At 54.8% G+C, this 18,893-nt stretch carries 12 protein-coding genes and 1 riboswitch; of the genes, 6 read left to right on the plus strand and 6 right to left on the minus strand.

Going from position 1 to position 18,893, the window contains the following annotated elements:
- Positions 1 to 88 precede the first annotated feature (88 nt).
- The 4 genes from B9L21_RS13870 to B9L21_RS13885 all read right to left on the minus strand — a co-directional run bounded on the left by B9L21_RS13870 (position 89) and on the right by B9L21_RS13885 (position 6,577).
- The gene (locus tag B9L21_RS13870) at positions 89 to 1,729 is read right to left on the minus strand and encodes a thiamine pyrophosphate-dependent enzyme (protein ID WP_063166805.1); all 1,641 of its coding nucleotides are present in this window, start codon (positions 1,727 to 1,729) and stop codon (positions 89 to 91) included.
- Complete coding sequence (locus B9L21_RS13875) at positions 1,726 to 2,901, minus strand: aminotransferase class I/II-fold pyridoxal phosphate-dependent enzyme (RefSeq protein WP_063166806.1); 1,176 nt, start codon at positions 2,899 to 2,901, stop codon at positions 1,726 to 1,728. The genes B9L21_RS13870 and B9L21_RS13875 overlap by 4 nt, the downstream gene beginning before the upstream one ends.
- Before the next feature lie 358 nt (positions 2,902 to 3,259).
- Entirely contained in the window at positions 3,260 to 4,951 is a 1,692-nt protein-coding gene (gene thiC / locus B9L21_RS13880) for a phosphomethylpyrimidine synthase ThiC (protein WP_063166807.1), read from the minus strand.
- 154 nt (positions 4,952 to 5,105) lie between these two features.
- Positions 5,106 to 5,219: riboswitch (TPP riboswitch) on the minus strand.
- Between the two features lie 104 nt (positions 5,220 to 5,323).
- Positions 5,324 to 6,577: a methyl-accepting chemotaxis protein gene (locus B9L21_RS13885; protein WP_063166808.1), complete on the minus strand. Its 1,254-nt coding sequence runs from the start codon at positions 6,575 to 6,577 to the stop codon at positions 5,324 to 5,326.
- 208 nt (positions 6,578 to 6,785) lie between these two features.
- Between B9L21_RS13885 and B9L21_RS13890 the strand changes: the two genes are divergently transcribed.
- The 5 genes from B9L21_RS13890 (at position 6,786) to B9L21_RS13910 (ending at position 15,777) form a co-directional block, all read left to right on the plus strand.
- A complete protein-coding gene (locus B9L21_RS13890; RefSeq protein WP_063166809.1) occupies positions 6,786 to 9,170 on the plus strand; it encodes a M14 family zinc carboxypeptidase in 2,385 nt (794 codons plus the stop codon).
- 231 nt (positions 9,171 to 9,401) lie between these two features.
- Positions 9,402 to 11,321: an IucA/IucC family protein gene (locus B9L21_RS13895; protein WP_063166810.1), complete on the plus strand. Its 1,920-nt coding sequence runs from the start codon at positions 9,402 to 9,404 to the stop codon at positions 11,319 to 11,321.
- Positions 11,322 to 11,326: 5 nt separating this feature from the next.
- Complete coding sequence (locus B9L21_RS13900) at positions 11,327 to 13,333, plus strand: IucA/IucC family protein (protein WP_168157892.1); 2,007 nt, start codon at positions 11,327 to 11,329, stop codon at positions 13,331 to 13,333.
- 12 nt (positions 13,334 to 13,345) lie between these two features.
- Positions 13,346 to 14,584, plus strand: a complete 1,239-nt coding sequence (locus B9L21_RS13905) for an MFS transporter (protein WP_063166812.1) — start codon at positions 13,346 to 13,348, stop codon at positions 14,582 to 14,584.
- Positions 14,572 to 15,777 (plus strand): type III PLP-dependent enzyme, encoded by a 1,206-nt coding sequence (locus B9L21_RS13910; protein WP_063166813.1) that lies wholly within the window; start codon positions 14,572 to 14,574, stop codon positions 15,775 to 15,777. The genes B9L21_RS13905 and B9L21_RS13910 overlap by 13 nt, the downstream gene beginning before the upstream one ends.
- 40 nt (positions 15,778 to 15,817) lie before the next feature.
- Here B9L21_RS13910 and B9L21_RS13915 read toward each other — a convergent pair whose 3' ends face one another.
- Entirely contained in the window at positions 15,818 to 16,231 is a 414-nt protein-coding gene (locus tag B9L21_RS13915) for an RDD family protein (RefSeq protein WP_063166814.1), read from the minus strand.
- Positions 16,232 to 16,517: 286 nt separating this feature from the next.
- Between B9L21_RS13915 and B9L21_RS13920 the strand changes: the two genes are divergently transcribed.
- Positions 16,518 to 17,249 carry a sulfite exporter TauE/SafE family protein gene (locus tag B9L21_RS13920; protein ID WP_063166815.1) on the plus strand — a complete coding sequence of 244 codons (732 nt, stop codon included), beginning with the start codon at positions 16,518 to 16,520 and terminating at the stop codon, positions 17,247 to 17,249.
- 113 nt (positions 17,250 to 17,362) lie between these two features.
- Here the strand turns inward: B9L21_RS13920 and B9L21_RS13925 are convergent, their stop codons facing one another.
- Positions 17,363 to 18,889, minus strand: a complete 1,527-nt coding sequence (locus B9L21_RS13925; RefSeq protein WP_063166816.1) for a SpoIIE family protein phosphatase — start codon at positions 18,887 to 18,889, stop codon at positions 17,363 to 17,365.
- Positions 18,890 to 18,893: the final 4 nt, after the last annotated feature.

Below are 18,893 nucleotides of genomic sequence, written 5' to 3' on the forward strand. Positions count from 1 at the left end.
TGTACAGGTGCTTTGCCACATTCGTCCTTTTCATCACATTGTTCGTGATCTCAATCGGTCCCCATGCGAAAACTCTGCTCAACCGCTTTCATCTGCCCGGAAGTCTCATCGTAACGGACAATTGTTCCGGTTCTGTCATCACCTCAATCACAGTCGGTTTCGCCGCGACAAGCGCCTGCTTAAACGCAGCGGCAAACTCATCGACCGTCCCCACCGTAACGCCGTTGGCGCCTAACGCCATAGCCAATTTCGCAAATGATACTTCACCCAGTCCGCTGCCGACCACCCGTCCCGGAAACTGAAGCTCTTGATACATGCGAATCGTTCCGTACATCCGATTGTTAAAAACGAGGCTGATGACCGGGACGCCATAACGGGACGCGGTCTCCAGTTCGGCCGCTGTCATGAGAAACCCGCCATCGCCTGATAGCGAAACGACCGGCCGCTCTGGATGAACAAGCTTCGCACCGATGGCGGCCGGCAGCCCGTATCCCATCGCACCTGATGTCGGGCCGATATACAGCTGCCGTTCCTTGAACGAGAAAAACGTGTGCAGCCAGCCGGCAAAATTGCCGGCATCGTTCGTAATGACGCCGTCATCCGGCAGCCGCACTTGCAGCTCGGCGATGATGGCTTCTTGCACGTTTCGCGGCGGCTGCGGCCGTCTTGCTGTTTCCTCATAGGCGCGCCGGCGCGCCGAGACCCATTCGTTCCAGGACGGGACAATCTGCCGCCCTGACAGCGCCCACAATGCTTCACGGGCGTCGGCTGCGACAGCGATGTCCGCGGAAAACACTTTGCCGAGCGCCTCCTCGTCGATATCGATATGGATGAGCGTCTGGTGCGGCAGCGGCCATGTATAATCTTGCGTCGTCACTTCCGACAACCGCGTGCCGACCGCCAAAATCAGATCTGCCTGCTTGGCCGTCTCAACAACGGCCGCCGGTGCGCCAAGACCGAAGTGGCCGACATAAAGCGGGTGGTCATGCGGAAACACGTCATGGCGGCGAAACGCGGCAGCGACCGGAAGGGAATATTGTTCAGCGACGCGGCGCAGCGCCTGCTCAGCGCGCGCCCGCTTCACCCCGCCGCCAGCGACAATGAGCGGCCGGCGGGCAGCGGCGAGCGCCGCTTCGATCCGTTTCACCTCATCATCCGCCGGAGCGGGGCGCGGCGCATCCATCGCCAGCAACACTGCCTCAGCGACCGTTGCCGTAAACACATCTTCCGGAATCGAGACAACCACCGGCCCGGGCCGTCCCGTTTTCGCCACCCGAAACGCCCGTTGCACAAGTTCTGGAACGCGCTCAGGGTCGGTGATCTCGACCGCCCACTTCGCAAGCGGACGAAACCATTCGTCTAGTTCCACCTCTTGAAAGCCTTCACGGCCGCGAAATCGGCGGTGCACTTGTCCTAACAGGACGACAAGCGGCGTCGAATCTTGACGTGCCGTATGAACCCCGATCGCCAAATTGGCCGCGCCGACCCCACGCGTCGCCAGGACAACGCCCGGTTTGCCGGACGCTTTCGCATACGCCTCAGCCATAAACGCCGCCCCGCCTTCATGGCGGGTGGAAATGAACTGGAGCGTCGGTTCGTCGTACAACGCATCCAACAGCGGCAAATAACTTTCTCCCGGCACGCCGAACAAATGAGAAACACCCTCTTGTTTTACACATTCGACGATTGCCTGCGGGACGGAAAGACCGCGCATGATCCGCTTTTTCATGGCCGTCCCTCCCAGTCAATCGCCTTCCAGCGCCGCGCGGCGTCGAGCAGCCGTTCCGTCGGGGCAGCGAGCGATATGCGCACATACCCTTCCCCTGCCGAGCCAAACGCCGTTCCCGGTGTCACGATCACTCCGGCCTCATCAAGCAGCCGGGCGGCGAACTCAGCGGCGGAGTAACCAACCGCCGTCGGCACCCAAAGGAAAAACGTCGCCCGCGGCGGCCGGACGGGCACGCCCATTTGCCAAAGCGCAGCCGTCATGGCCTTCATCCTCTGTTCGTAGATGCGGCCGTTCTCCTTCGCGGCTTCGATTCCTCTCCGCAATGCAGCGGCTGCCGCCTTTTGCACCGCTAGAAACTGACACGTATCGATATTGCTTTTTAAGATCGAAAGCGCCCGAATGGCTTCTTGATTGCCGACGATGTAACCGATGCGGCAACCAGCCATGTTGTAGCTTTTCGACAAGGAACCAAATTCGACGGCAACTTCTTTGGCACCATCGACTTGCAGCACGCTCGGGGCAGAGGCGTCACCGAATGTCAACAATGAATAAGCTGAATCATGAGCGATGAGAAAACGGTGTTTTTTGGCCAGCGTGACCGCTTCGAGGAAAACATCGATGGCGGCTAGTGATGCTGTTGGATTGCTTGGGTAGTTTAACAGCATGATGTTGGCTCGGTCGTATGTGGACGGATCAAGAGCGGAAAATTGTGGTGCGTAGTCACAAGCGGCGTCGAGCGGCAAATCGATCGGCGTGCCGCGGGCAAGGTGAATAGCGGTGCGATACACCGGATAGCCCGGATTCGGAACGAGCACCGCATCCCCCGGATCGATCAGCGCCTGCAATAGATGGACAATACCTTCTTTTGAACCGATCAAAGCGAGCACTTCGGTATCTGGATCAAGCTTGACGCCATACTGCTGCTCGTAAAAGTCGGCGACGGCTTCGCGATATTCGCGGCAGCCGGCGTACGGAGAATACGTATAATTGCGCGGGTCATCAAGTTCGCGCTTCATCGCCTCAATAAGAAACGGCGGCGGCGGCAAATCTGGCGCGCCGATGCCTAAGTCGATGACATCAATGCCTTTTTGCGCCAGCTCGGCTTTTTTGCGCTCAAAGGCGGAAAACAAATACGGCGGCATTCCTCTCACTAAGTCGGAAGCCATCTTCATCGCAGCCTCTCCCCCCTTCGATTCGATGGTTTACGCGCGGGGCAGGCAAACGGCAGGGCGTCCGGTTCCGGTCGAAGCCGGATCATCGCCATCGTTCGAATACGTGCTTAGCGAGTGGCCTCTCTGAACGATGGAACCGTTGCTTTGTGGGCGCATACCATTTGTCTCATCTAGCTCTTCTCCTCTCGTAAATCATTTTATTATTCGTTTGAAACAATTAGAATATCGATCGCGGTGAATGATTCCTCTTTCGACGCGCTTTTCCTGCCTTTCTTTTCACGCTAACGCTGTACAGGCATAATATCCGAAAGAAAAACCGGGCGTCTAGTCACGCCCGGCACACATATACAGCCTCTTCTTACCGATAGAGCGACGAACCGCCGCGCACAAATTCGTCCGCCTTTTCTTTCATTCCTTCTTCTTTGATTTTCCGTTGCAGCTCGTGCGAGATGTTCATTGAACAAAATTTCGGTCCGCACATCGAACAAAAGTGGGCGGTTTTCGCCGCCTCAGCCGGCAATGTTTCATCATGGTATTCCCGGGCCCGCTCCGGATCGAGCGATAAGTGGAACTGATCGTTCCAGCGAAACTCAAAGCGCGCTTTTGAGAGCGCATCGTCGCGCTGCTGGGCAGCCGGATGCCCTTTCGCCAAGTCAGCGGCGTGGGCGGCAATTTTATACGTAACGACTCCGGCGCGCACGTCCTCTTTATTGGGCAACCCTAAATGTTCTTTCGGCGTCACATAGCAAAGCATGGCCGTCCCGTAGGCGCCGATGATCGCGGCGCCAATCGCTGATGTAATGTGGTCGTATCCCGGCGCGATGTCGGTGACAAGCGGCCCTAACGTGTAAAACGGCGCTCCATGGCAAAGCTCTTGTTCCCGCTCGACGTTTTCGCGGATTTTCTGCATCGGAATATGCCCCGGCCCTTCGATCATCACTTGCACGTCATGCTCCCAGGCGATGTTCGTCAGCTCGCCGAGCGTCTCAAGTTCGGCAAACTGCGCTTCGTCGTTTGCATCGGCAATGGAACCCGGACGCAGGCCGTCACCGAGCGAAATGGCAACATCGTATTGTTTTAAAATCTCGCATATTTCTTCAAAATGCGTATACAAGAAGTTTTCTTGATGGTGAGCCAAACACCATTGGGCGATGATCGAGCCGCCGCGCGAGACGATGCCAGTCGTCCGGTTGACGGTGAGCGGAATGTAATGCAGCCGCACGCCGGCATGGATCGTCATGTAGTCGACCCCTTGTTCAGCCTGCTCAATCAACGTCTCGCGATACACGTCCCATGTCAACTTCTCCGGCACGCCGCCCACTTTCTCAAGCGCTTGGTAAATCGGCACTGTTCCGATGGGAACCGGCGAATTGCGGAGAATATATTCACGCGTTTCGTGAATGTGTTTGCCGGTCGACAAATCCATCACTGTATCGGCGCCCCAGCGCACCGCCCAGAGCAGTTTTTCCACCTCATTCTCAATCGAGGAAGAAACGGCCGAGTTGCCGATATTGGCGTTAATTTTCACATGAAAACGGCGGCCAATAATCATCGGTTCGCTTTCTGGATGATTAATATTCACAGGAATGATCGCTCGGCCGGCAGCAACCTCCTGGCGAACGATTTCCGCATCAATTTGCTCGCGAATCGCGACAAATTCCATTTCCGGTGTAATGATTCCCTTTTTGGCGTAATGCATTTGCGTTACCACTTTTCCCGGCTTCGCCCGCAGCGGACGGCGCGCAAACGGAAGCGACAACGCACGGCTGCTGGTTGCCTGCGGCTCCGTTTCTTCGACATCGCCGCGCTCAACAATCCAGTTGCGGCGTAGAAGCGGCAATCCTTTTTCTACATTCGGTTCAAAATTAGGATCCGTGTACGGACCGGTTGTATCATAAACGCGCACCGGCTTGTTTTCCACCTCTCCTTGCGGCGTTTTCGTCGGCGACAACGCGATTTCCCTCATCGGCACGCGCACGTCCGGACGCGATCCTTCGATGTACACCTTTCGGCTGGCTGGAAACGACATAAACGAGCGGATGTTCTCCATGCGGCTTTCCTCCTTTGAAATGGTGGTTGAGACCTGCAGCCGCACCAGCAAAAGAGAGGCAAAAACGGGGGATATTTACGCAAAAACGGGTTCCGCAAAACGAACGGAACCCGATCAAGGCAAAAAGACCAAATGAACAACCCAAGCGTCCATCTGTTCCCGCTGCCTGCTTCCCTACGCTGGCATGACCCAGATCAGGTTCAAAGGGTCAAAGAACTTCATCGCGTTCTTTTCTCAGCCCGGCTCCCGGACTCCCCTAGCAGATGAGCGTATAACCATGATGACTGACTTTTTTTATTTTACTGCACAATAGGCCAATGCGCAAACCATTTTGTTCCATGCCACAGCTTTACAAACACACTTTTTCTCTACTCATACTGAAAATTGCTTTAGCATCACCCGCATCTCGTCCGCCATCTGGCCGAGCGATGTCGACGAAGAGGCGATTTCTTCGACCGAGGCCATTTGTTCTTGGGTTGCCGCCGATACATTGGCAGCGCTAGCAGCTGACTGTTCAACGATTTGGGTCATCTGTCGGAGCGCCTCATCCACCTGGCGGGCATGGCCCGTCATTTGTTCAATCGCGGACGATACTTGTCGAATTTGTTCGCTTACTTGACCGACCGCCTCGCGAATATCAGCAAACGACTGACCGGCGACAGCGACGACGTCCAACCCTTGCGTCACCTCAGCAACGACCCGCTCTGTGGAGGAAATCGCCAACTTCGTCTCTTCTTGAATGTAGCCAATGAGATCGGAAATTTGCTGCGCTGAACGTGCGGACTGTTCCGCCAATTTCCGCACCTCGTCCGCGACAACAGCAAACCCTTTCCCTTGCTCGCCGGCGCGCGCCGCTTCAATCGCCGCATTGAGCGCCAGCAAATTCGTCTGTGACGCAATGCCCGTGATCGCTTCCGTAATTTGCCCGATCTCATTCGAGCGCTCCCCGAGCCCTTTGACAACTTGGCCGAGCGCTTGAACGTGGTCGTAAATGAATTGCATTTGCTCAGCCATTTGCGTCACGGACTGCTTGCCGGCTTCCGCTTTCACCGCCGTTTCTTGGGCGCTGTGAGCCACTTCTTTCGTATGACGGGCAACGTCAACGAGCGTTTGGGAAATGTCATTGACCGATGCCGCTGTGCCACGGGCCGCATCCGCCTGCTCTTCCGCATGGGCAGCGAGCCTTTCCATCGTTGCCGCAATTTGTTCTGTCGCTCCCGTCGTCTGCTCGGCGACGGTGGCTAGCTGGCCGGAAAACTGCGACACTTCGTCAGCATGGTGTTGAATGCGGCCGATCACCTTTTGCCAAGCGTCCGCCATATCGTTCAATGATGCGGCAATCGGCCGCAGCTGCTGCACGCTGTCCAGCGGCACGCGCACCGTTAAGTCCCCGCCTGTCATCTTGTCTAAATATTTGTTAATGACGGCAATCGGAGCAACAAACCGTCGGTAATTGAGCGTTGCTGAAATGAAACCGACAATCGCGCCAAATAGCAATGTAGCGGCCAATGTCCACCAAAACGCCGCCCCGCGAATGCTGTTGGCCAGGCATATCGCAAGGCCGATCGCCGCCGTTCCCGGGATGACGACGAACATCGTGCGAATGATATAACTCATGAACGACAAACTGTTTTCCCCCTTTTCTATCGTCAAAAAACTTTTTACTATTCCTATCGCATGGACATATTCGCCAGCACACATGTATTTTCCTTCTTTAGTGCCCTCTCCGATAGCCTGAAATAAAATTTCTATTGCCAGCAAAAAGGAATTGCATTAAAATAACGATTGTCTTATAAATATTCATTTGCTAGATCAATAGAATGGAGGATCATTCATGGATAAAAAGAAAATGATCGGCGGCGCGCTTGCCGTTGGTTTGCTGGCCTTTTCCCCTTGGACAGCTGCGCAAGCCGGACCGGTCAAATGGACGAACGTCAATGCGTTTGAAGAACAAAACGGAAGCTTGTTTAACCAAGAAAACTATGACTTTGTCAAGTTTTCGCAAATCGGCGCCAAACTGAACGAAATTGAAAAGCGGTCGAACCGCGTCAAGGTGGAAGTGAGAGGAACATCAGTGAACGGTTATCCGCTTTATGTCGTCACGATTGCCGACCCGTCGACGCGCGGCAAATTCGGCAAAATTCAGGCGCTCCGGAAGCAAATGTTCAAAAATCCGGGCAAAGCGCAAGAATGGGTGGCGAACAACGAAGACTTCAAAGTGCCGATTATGATCAACGGTTCAATCCATGGAACTGAATTTGTCGGCACGGACGCCATTCTTCAACTGATTGAACGGTTCGCCACACAAAACGATCACGTGACGAAACAAATTTTAGCGAACACCGTCCTCATTTTTAACGTCGTGCAAAACCCGGATGGACGCGTGCAGGCGACGCGGTTTAACGGCGTGGGAATCGACTTGAACCGCGATTTTATCACCCAGTCGCAACCGGAAACACGGGAAACCGTAGAATTAATCAAAGAATGGAATCCCATGGTCTTCCTTGATACGCATGGGTATGTCAAAAACTATGGGCCGAACCTGCAAGGGCTGATCGAGCCTTGCACGCCGCCGCATAACCCGAACTATGAATATGATTTGTACATCAAATGGGCGCTCGAGCAGGCAAAAGCGATGGAAGCGGAAATTCTGGCCGACAAAGCCTCTTATCAAGGCGAACTGTACAAATCGATGGAAGGCGTCTATATTCCGTATCGAGACGACGCGGCCGGCTGGGATGACTATCCGCCGATTTTCACGCCTATGTACGCCATGTACCATGGCGCTTACGGTCACACGCTCGAAGCGCCAACTAACGATTGGGACGGCGTTCGTTGGCAATACAACGCGATTATGGGCGCGTTGAAATTCGCTGTTGAACATAAGCAAGAAATGATCGCCGACCAAATTGAAATGTTTAAACGTGGAATTACATTCAGCCATCCGCATCATCCGGAAGGCTTTTTCCCGAACGCCTATATTTTGCCGGTCGATGAAACTGATCCGACCGTCACCTTAAAAGCGGTGGAACATCTGCTCCGCAATGACATTGAAGTGAAACAGGCGGCGCAGCCGTTTACCGTAGGCGGGACAACGTATCCGAAAGGGACGTACATCGTTCCGATGGACCAGGCAAAAGCGGGCTTAGCCAACACAATGCTTTGGGATGGCGAAGACATTACGGACGATACGCCGGCGATGTATGACATCTCGGCATGGAGTTTGCCGGAATTATGGGGATTTGCGGCCATCCCTGTTAACGAGAAGGTGAACGTCCCAGCGACAAACGTAGGAAACGTCCAAGTGCAAGGGTCGTTAACCGGGAAAGGCCCGTACCTCATTCCGAACAGCTCGGTCAGCGCCGTCCGTCTCGTGAATACGCTGTTGCAACAAGGCATTGCCGTCAAACGCGATGAGCGCGGAAACTTCTATGTGGAAGCGCCGGCCAACCGCATCGCAGCAGCGGTGAAAGAATCGGGACTGCATATTTCTACCGCCGCTGTTCCGGCTGATGCCGAACCGATTACAAGCGTCCGCATCGCCCTATTGAAGGACGGCGGGATGAATAAACAGCAATCCCATTCCGGCACGAAGCTGGCGCTGCAGCGCCTCGGCTTCCAAGTGACTGAATTGACGCCTGTCGAAGTGGCCGCAAACGGTCTTGACGGATTTGACGTCTTTATTTACAGCGGCACGGAAAACTTGATTTCTTTCAAATTGAGTGCCGCCAATAAAGAGTTTGGCTTGCAAAGCGCAGAGCAGTACAACGCCTTCAAAGCCAACGTCACCGCATTTGTCCAACATGGCGGCAAATATATCGCTGTCGGCGCTGGGGCGTCAAGAGCGACCTACACGCTCGGCCTCACCGATGACACGGTTCATATCGGCGGCTCAAACAGCAACGGCATCGTCCGCGTCAACTACAGCGGCACAGGGACAACCGTCGGCTACGGCCAAGACGACATCGGCTTTGTGTACCGCCCGGTATGGTATACAAATACGGGCAATGATATCATCGAAGCGACATTTATGAACGATTCAGGCTTCTTCGTCGCCGGGCATTGGAAAAACCGCGATGCTGCCCAAGGGGCGGCTGTCATTGTCCGCGAACGAAACGCCGACGTCACGTTGATCGGGCTTGAAGCTGGATTCCGTGACCATACCGACTACCTGTTCCGCCTGCTGGCGAACGCCATCTGGGAAAACAAATCGCTATGATCAAAAACGGGGGCTTCGACAATGGGGCCCCCGTTTTCGCTTTTGTTTTGTCCTGCGGCAAAATCGCCTGATGATCGGCCATCCAATCGAACGAACTAGTCGGTTTTTCTTACTGTCCGCTTCCTCCCCTTGTACAGAAGGACCATTTTTTTGTTTCATGTTGAAAATGATAATCATTTGTATTATGATTTTTATCGAAATTGATAATCGTTATCAAATGGAGGGGTTCCCTTGCATTCGATCCACCTCTTTCTTGATGAGGAAGAGAAAACCTATCAGTCTTTACAAACGATTGATCCGTCGCTGGCTCGTTTGTTTTTGTCTATTTTGCCAAATAGCCGGCGGCGCATCGCCGGCCGGCTGCTGCAGGCGCTCATTCGCGAACGGCTCATTCCCCCTGACCGGGTCATCTGGAAGCGCGCCGGGGAAGAATGGGAACTTTTCATCCCCCTTTCCGGGACAAAACAGATCAACGCGGCAGTAGCCGAACGGTTCAGCCTCGGTCAATTTGTCACTGTGCATCTTTGGCTGCTCGACGGAAAGGAGCGAACCCCCCTCTCCTCTCCTTTGGAGCTGCTCGAGCTTCTTCGGAGCGAAGGGCTCATCGGTTCCGCGCCAAACTGGAGCGGATTTTGCGCCGAAATCGCCAACAGCGTTGTGAACGATGCGCTCGCCTTAGCCGCGGCCGAGCGGCGAAGAAGCCGGCGGCGCGACGCCTACGGGAAGTGCTCCTCTTCGCTCGAGTGGGTGCGCGCTCAGCGGCGCCCGTTCAGTCCGCTCGTCTTTTATGAACAGTCGGTCATTGACGGACATACGCTGCATCCGTGCGCCAAAACAAGGCTTGGCTTCAGCGTCCAAGATATGATTGAGTATTCGCCGGAATGGGAAGCCACTGTCTCTCTCCCCTTGCTGGCGGTGCATCGCAGCCATTGCCGCTTTGTTTCCTTTTCCTACGGACGGATGGCAGATTGGGTTTACGAACAAGATGAAACGTTGCAGTCCGTTGTACAAAACACGTTGCGGGCATACGGCCTGTCTGAATGCGAATACGACGTCATCCCTGTTCATCCATGGCAATGGAAACACGTCATCCAACAGCGCTTCCAACAAGAGCTGGCCGCACAAACCATCGTTCCGATCGATGGCGGCATACTGCCTGCTTATCCGCTCGTTTCCGTGCGGACGTTTATGATCCCCAGCGCTTCCGGCGATCATTTGAAAACGCCGGTCAACGTGCAAATGACAAGCGCCATCCGCACCGTATCCCCGGCGGCGGCAGCCAATGGGCCGCGATTATCGGCATGGCTGGCCGATGTACTCACAAACGAACGGCTCGCCCCCCGCTTTCGGATCGTCAGTGAAAAGGCAGGCATCTGCTTCTTGCCTCGCGGCCGAACGGACGAGGAGACGGCGGCCCTTGGCAAACAGCTCTCGGCCATCGTCCGGGACAATCCGGAACGCGGACTGGCTGAAGGGGAGATCGCGCTGCCGGCCGTGGCGCTTCTTTCCCCGTCTTTCCTAAGCAACAAACCCGTGGCGGCCGAACTTGTCGAGGAATATGCGGAAGATCAAGCGGCAAGCTCCATGCATGAAGCGGCTTTGTCATTTTTTCGTCAATATGCGGAAACGCTCATTCCGCCGCTGCTCGTTCTTTTATGCAAGTACGGAATCAGTCTCGAAGCCCACTTGCAAAACAGCGTCCCTGTCTTTCGCCGCGGTGTGCCTCAGGCGATGCATATTCGCGATTTAGGGGGCATTCGCCTTCATTCCGGCCGCTTCGGACGTCATTGCTATCCGCTCGATGAGCTCGCACCGTCAAGCATTGTGACAGCGGATATCGCCGAGCTGCAGCACACATTCACCCATGCTGTCATTCACAACCATCTTGGCGAGCTGATCGCCTGCCTGTCTCGCGTATTCTCTGTGGAAGAGCCACTCTTTTGGCAGACGCTGGCCGACGTGATCGAAGAGGCGTTCGCTTTGCTTGCCCGCGACAGCGAAATCAAAGAACAGATCAAACAAGATCGCGAAGCGCTATTTTCCCCGATGCTGCCGATGAAAGCGCTCGTCGCTATGCGCTTAACGGACGATCTTCGCAATCATTTCATTGAAACGGCCAATCCGCTGGCCAAATGGAAAAGGGAGGAATGAAAACGATGAGCACCCGTTTATTCGCCCCGACGGCTCCTATGACGCTCTATCCGCACGAGCAGGAATGTGCACAATTCATCCGGAAACGGTTCCCTGACCGGCTTCCTGCTTACTTCCGCCATGTCGAGCGGGCGCGAACAACGATGTTGCAGCGCACTGTCGCCGCGTTGCTGCGGGAGGACGTATTCGGTCTACACTCCCGTTCCTACAACTTGCAAGTAATCGGCTCAGTGTATATCACGAACTGGCACGGGCTGACGCCAGAATGGGAACCGGCTGTCCGCCAGCTGCCGGCCGCCCACTTGCAAGAAGGGATCATGTATAAATTGTTCCCCGTTGCTCCCGGCCAATGTTTGCTGATCCCGATCCGCGGCGAGTCCGCCTTCCGCCAATGCGACGTCGGCGAAGAGGTCGTTTGGATCGGCGAAGGCATCCAAACGGTGCGGGACGCCCTTTCCTTCCTTTCGTTGCTAACGCCGCTCATCAAAGCGGCCGGCGAGGAACAAGCATGGGCACAGCTGGCAAAAGAGTTGGAAAACGGTACCGCCAATTTGGCGCTTGCCTATTGGCACTTTGAGGAAACTTGCCGGATGATGCGGACGGAAGCTGACGACTTGTTTGCCTACATTGAACAGCGGCAGAGCGACCCGTCATTTTGCCCGACACTGTTTTTCGAACAGCTTTGCATTGAAGGACATCCTCTCCATCCGGGCGCCAAAACGAAACTGCCGATGTCTGCGGAGGATGTGTTTGCCTACTCGGCGGAGTTTGGCGGCGCACCGCAGCTGCCGATCGTCGCCGTCCGACGCAATTTGTGCGATTTTCGTTTTGATGGATACGAGGACCCGAACGCCTTCTTGCTCGACCGTTTCCCGTCGTTGCGCCGCCCGGTTGCGGAACGCTTTCGGCAAGCGAACAAGCAGCTGGAAGACTATGTGCTCGTACCTGTCCACCCTTGGCAATACGGGCATATCATTCCTGACGTCTACCGTGAGGAGCTGCGCGACGGCCGCCTTTGGCTGATCGAAGGGGTGACGATCCCGGCGCAGGCGACCGCCTCGTTCCGGACCGTTTTGGCGAAAGAAGCACCGTTGTATATCAAAACCGCCGTCCATAGCCAAATGACCTCGACGGTCAGGTCCATTTCCCCCCAGTCGGCCAACAACGGCGCGGCATACAGCCGGCTGTTTCGCACGATTATGGAAAGGGAAAACATATTGTCCGGCATCTTTCTTCCCGTTTGTGAAATCGGTGGCTGCTCGTTCCGCTCGGAAGACCCAAAAAAGGCACGGAACTTATCGGTCATTTATCGCGAAGGACTGGGCCGTTTCATCGGCGAAGGGGAAGTCGCCATTGCCGGCACCGCCTTATATGCCCCATCTCCATTTAGCGGCCAGACGATCATCGTGGAGATCATCGAAGCGTACGCCAGCGGGTGCGGCCGGCCATCGTCCCACGAAACGGCGCTTTCCTTTCTTCACGAGTACGCCGCCATCGCCGTCCGTGGCTTTTTGACGCTGCTTGTCAAATACGGCATCGGACTGGAAGGACATTTACAAAATACGGTTCCTGTCTTTCGACAAGGAAAACCGGTCAAATTGCTGTTTCGTGACTGGGGCGGCATCCGTCTGTACCGGCCGCGCCTCACGCGCCAAGGGCTCGAGATCGACGTCCGGCCGGACTCGATCACCGTCACCGACGATTTGCGTGAAGTGCAAAACAAAGTGTTTTATACGGTCTTTCAAAATCAGCTTGGGGAAATCATCCGGCATATCAGCCGCCGATGGGGCATCGCCGAGGAACAAGGCTGGGCGTGCGTCCGCCGCCAATGTGATGCGGTGTTTGCCGAATTGGCGAAAGACCCGAGCCTAACGTTCGCGGTAGACGAAGACCGCCAAGCTTTATACCGGCCGCTCGTCGACCATAAGGCGCTGACAAAAATGCGGCTGCAGCCAGAGGCGAAAACATATTGTTTCGTTTCCGTGCCGAATCCGCTAGCAACAAACCGATAAGGGGAAATCGATATGCTTCTGACATCAAAAAAACCGTCCCCTTCCTTCGCATTATTTTGGCGTCCGTTCCGGATTTATTGGGGCGGAACGCTGCCGGCGCGCATCGGGGAGTGGGCTGATTTCATCGTTTTAAACTGGGCCGTGCTGCAGCTTTCCCGCTCGCCGCTCGACCTCGGCGTTCTCAACGTTTGCCGGCTGCTGCCGATCTTTCTATTCAGTTGGCTCGGCGGAGTGCTCGCTGACCGCCTTCCGCGGCGCCAAGTGCTGGCCGCCTCCTTGCTTGGCATGGCAGGATCTACTTTGGCGATCGCCTGGCTGTTGCATGAGCCGTCCTCCCTCATTTGGCTGTTTGCCGCTGTCTTCGTCCGTTCGGTTTTTATGGCCATTGAGACGGCGGTGCGCAATGCGTATATCGCTGATCTTGTTCCAGGCGCGGCACTCTCGAGCGCCATTTCACTGCATACCGCCGCGCTTCATATCGGAAAAATGTTCGGGCCGGCGGCGGCCGGATGGTGGCTCGCTTCGATGGATGGCGCCCCGCTGCTTGTCGTCTACAGCGCGCTGCTTATTGCCGCCGCTCTTGCGGTATCGTCTTTAGAGGACGGCCGTCCCCGCCGCCCAGCTGTGCGTCCGGCGGAAGGCGACAAAGGAGAAGCCATCCGTTATATCAGGGATACCCCGCTCATCCGGGCGCTGCTCGCCCTTTCGCTCATCCCGATGACGTTCGGCTTTGCCTATTCGGCGGTCACCCCGCTTCTTGTTGACGCGTTGGCCAAAGGCGATGCCGGGGATTTCGCCTTGCTTCTTTCCGTCTCATCCGCCGGGGCATTGCTTGGTACGGCTTGGCTTTCCTTCCGGCCGGTCGAGGCGGTCGGCAAATGGCTGATCGTTTCATTGCTCGCCTTTTCTTTATCGTTGCTTCTATGGATCGTCTCGTTTGAACATCAGCTGCTTTGCCTTGCCGCCATGGCGTTGGCCGGGCTGACCGGGCAGCTGTATCGGACGCTATGCCGCCTGGCCGTCCAACTGACCGTTCCGGATCAGCTGCGCGGGCGGATCATGAGCATCGCCTTAATGGACCGCGGCTTCATCCCGCTCGGCACGCTTTTGCTTACCGCCATCGCCGAGTACGCGGGGGCAAAAACCGCCGGCTATGCGATGGGATGGCTTTGCCTTCTTTGCGTCCTTGCCTTTTGGCGGCGAAAAGAACTATGGAACATCTCCACAGGAGGACGAACATGGAACGATTGAATACTGTCATTCAAACGATCGCAAGCCGCAAGACCAAACAGCGGTCTCCGCTTTGCGCCTATGTATATGACTTGGAAGGCCTGCGCGCCCACACAGCAAGCTTATCTGCCCCGCTTCCCCCTTCCGTGCAGCTCTTTTACGCCGTGAAGGCGAACGCGGATGAGCACATCTTGAAAACGGTCGCGCCACATGTCACGGGTTTTGAAGTCGCCTCGGGCGGCGAGCTGCAAAAAGTCCGCCGCCTGTTTTCTGATGCGCCGGTCATTTTCGGTGGGCCGGGAAAAACGGATGAGGAACTTATCGCAGCGCTCGAGGCGCGCGTCGCTCTCATTCATATCGAAAGCCTTTGGGAACTGCAGCGGCTCAGCTGGATCGCCGCCGAACGGCAAACGACCGCGCGCGTGCTCTTGCGGGTCAATTTGCGGCAAGCTGCCTCAGGCGCGACACTGCATATGGCTGGAAAACCGACCCAATTTGGCATCGACGAACGGCATATCGCCGAAGCCATCTATATAGCGCTGGCGCTTCCATCTGTGGATCTGCAAGGATTTCATTTTCATTCGATGTCCAATCATACCGACGAGCAGGCCCATCTTTCTTTTATCGAAACGTGCCTGTCGTTCGTCGCGCAAGCGGAAAAAACATACAGGCGTCCGTTTTCGGTCGTTAACGTCGGAGGCGGAGTCGGCATCCATTACAGCGATCCGGATCGGCCGTTTCACTGGGATTGGTTTGCCAAAGAACTGAACCTTCTGCTGCGCCGCCACGCTTCCCGGCATTGGACCGTCATTTTTGAGCTTGGCCGTTTGATCACCGCTCATAGCGGATATTACGCTGCAGAAGTGCTCGATCTGAAAAACAATTACGGAACGTATTTTGCGATTCTCCGCGGCGGCACCCATCATCTCCGGCTGCCGGCGGCTTGGAAAATGAACCATCCGTTTCTCATTATTCCGGTCAACGAATGGCCTTACCCGTTCGACCGCCCGTCTTTGTTCAATGAACGGGTGACGTTAGCCGGCGAGTTGTGCACGCCAAACGACGTATTGGCCCGGGATGTGCCTTGCGCCCGTCTGCGCGTCGGTGACATCGTGCTGTTCCGCTGTGCCGGCGCCTACGGCTGGGACATTTCCCACCATGACTTTCTAAGCCACCCGCACCCGGAATTTATTTACCTTGAGCCATCGACATAACAAAGCGGGCCTCCATTTGGAAGCCCGCTCGTTTCCTTGTTTACGCCGTCGGCTTTTCTGTTGTCACATACGTGCCGGCGATAAAATCGTGAATCGATCGTTTGTCTTCCCTTGCAGCTACCATAATCGCACTGATGATCAGACCGATGCCAAACGTAATAAAATAAACGATTCCGCCGACGAACGAGCGCAAAAACATCGTGCCGATGCCGACTTTGCCGCCGTTTACTTTTGCAATCCGGATGCCAATCATCCGTTTGCCGACCGTATAGCCATACCAGACCGCCGGAACAACTAAAGCGTAAAGCAAGTTGGCCAATGTCGTAAACCAGTTCGTTTCCATACTACCCGTAATCAAATAGCCGATGACCGAAATCGGAATGCCGATCACAATAGCGTCCAACAAGTTAGCCAACAGCCGCTTCCAAAATCCAGCCGGGTTCGTCACCGCCATATGCCTTCCCCCCTCCTGCCTTTTTTATATTGTATTCGCTATGAACAGTACAATTGTCATTTTAACCTAAATTCAGGCAAGAAATCCATACGTCAAGGGCGGTCAAGACTTTCCGGCCCAGAGTTCTGAGCCATCTTCGGATCGGCGAAGATGAAAAGTTTCCCTAAAAGGGTGGTATTTATGAAAAATACGTATATAGTAGACTAAGAAGCGTTCCTTTTGCGTGATGAGCTCAGCAGCTGGCATGGGCAGGCGGCGACATTTTTCATGAAAGGCATGACAACATATGTGGGAGCTTATTTTCGTATTTGCCATTCTGTTTGTCGGCAGTTTCATTCAAGGGGCGAGCGGGTTTGGCTTCGGCTTGTTTTCTATGGGACTTTTGCCGATTTTATTAACGTTTAAGGACAGCACATTATTAGTGCTCGCTTTGACCATCCTTATATCGCTCCACGTGGCGGTCAAATTCAGAAAATCCATTCGCGGTAAAGACCTTCTTTTGATTTTGAGTTTCGCCTTAGCGGGGCGCGTGTTGTCGTTCTTTATCCTGAACTTCTACGGCGAGACAGAGGCCATGCAAAAACTGTTGGGCCTTGTGCTCATGGGGATGGTTATTTATCTTTATATGAGCGAAAAAAACGGTTATGCCCGATCATTTGAAAAGCCCGTCTTTCCTATGTTGATCGGTTTGATCGGCGGAATGATCGGGGGAATCTTCGCCGTAGGCGGTCCTTTTTTCGTCTTTTACTTTCTGATGCGCTATAAAGAAAAAGAAAGCTATCATGCCAATCTCCAAGCGTCCTTTGTCATCATGAATAGTTTTACGATCCTTTTGCATGGCATTCATGGAGACTTTACCGATTCGTTCGTTCTTTACTTTTTGCTTGGGGCCGTTGCTGTATTAGCAGGTGTACACGCAGGGCTGAAATGGTTTGAACGCCTGCCGCATACACGGATTAAAAATGTGGCTTCTTTCATTGTGTTTGCAGCGGGAATGAATTTGTTGATCTTTTCGTAGCATGTGAAAAAGGATGCCCGAAAAAGCGGGACATCCTTTCCATTTGCACAATGGGGAAACCGACCATGATCGCCATATCAAACTGGCCGACATGGACAGCTTTTCTCCCCTCTTTACCCCAGCTTAGCGACCACCGCCGAGAAATCGTCCGAAAGCGGCCCTTTTTGGGCAAAATGGCGGCGCAGGCGGGCTAACAGCGCACGCTCGTCGAGCGAAACATACGGCGCCAACGCATCGCGGAACGCCTCGATATTTTTCCGGACCGAACCCACCTCCCCTTCGATGGCTCCATCGGAATACAATACAAGCGTCGCTCCCGGTTCATAGCGCAGCTGACCGCTCTCGATGAAAAGGCGCGGGAGCAGCCCGATCGGCGCACAACCGCGATCCAATTCGGCCACCGTGCCGTCCGGCTGGAACAAAAACCCTGGCGGATGGCCGGCCGATGCATACTCGATCACCCGTTCCTCCACATCAACAAGGACATACACGGCGGTGAAATAATACGTCATCCGTCCGTTTTCATGGTACAGCTGGCGCATATGCCTATTCAGCTCGCGGAACACTTCTTTCGGAACGATCCCTTTGCGGATGATGCCGTTAAGAAGCGAACGGACCGACATGCAAATCAGCGAAGCCGCTGCTCCGTGACCCATCACGTCCATTAAAAAAATACCGTACCGCTGTTTGTCGATCGGATACCATGCATACATGTCGCCGCCCAGCTCCTGCGACGGGATGTATGTTCCAGCGATGCCGATCCCGTTGGCTGACAACGGCTTGCTTAATACGCGCTTCTGCACTTCGCGGGCCAGCGTTAAATCATCCTTCATCGCCTCAACGTAAGGCGACTCGCGGAACGGGCCGGAAAACAAAAACAAGTAAAAGGAAATGCCCCCTTCTTGGCTATAAACGGCTCGCACCGTCGTTCGCCTAACAGACACGGAGCCGTTTTTCTGCCGCCAGCGCACCCGTCCTTGCCATTCCCCGCCTTCGTCAATTCCGGTTTTGATCACTTCGTAAAACCAGGAATCATAATAGCCGGCATAAAGCGTATGCAGCGGCTGGCCGATGACTTCTGCACTGTAGCCGGTGATTTTCGTAAACGCCGGGTTGATGAACCGAACGGCGAACTCACCGTCGGTTACGAGCATCGCCTGTTCGATGGCGGCGTACACTTGCTCAGCGAGCCGAAGCTCATCTCCGTTCCGTTTCGCCTCCGTAATGTCCGTGACAAAGCCGCTGATCAATTTTCCTTCCTCCGGTTCGCCAAGCACGGGAACCGTCCGCTCAAGCACCCAGCGTACAGACCCGTCCCGCTGGTTAACAATGCGATATGTTTGCACATTCGCTTCAACTTCCCGAGGGAACGCCCACTTTTCCTCCGCCTTAGCGCGGTCATCGGGGTATAATAGTTTGATCCATACATCTGTATCATGATAAAAAGCGGCCGGAGGCAGACCGTATAGCTGCTCACATGACGAAGAAATAAACAATATTTTCCTTTGATCCGGCGCCGCCAACCAGTATACATCATCACGCGGTGCGAACAGCACGTTCATTTTTTCGAGGCTGTCGAGCAGTTCCCGCCATGCGAAGTCTTTGTAGTGTCGAAGATATTCCAAAAACCCGTTGATCATGAAA

Source organism: Geobacillus uzenensis (assembly GCF_002217665.1).
Classification (GTDB): Bacteria; Bacillota; Bacilli; order Bacillales; family Anoxybacillaceae; genus Geobacillus; species Geobacillus subterraneus.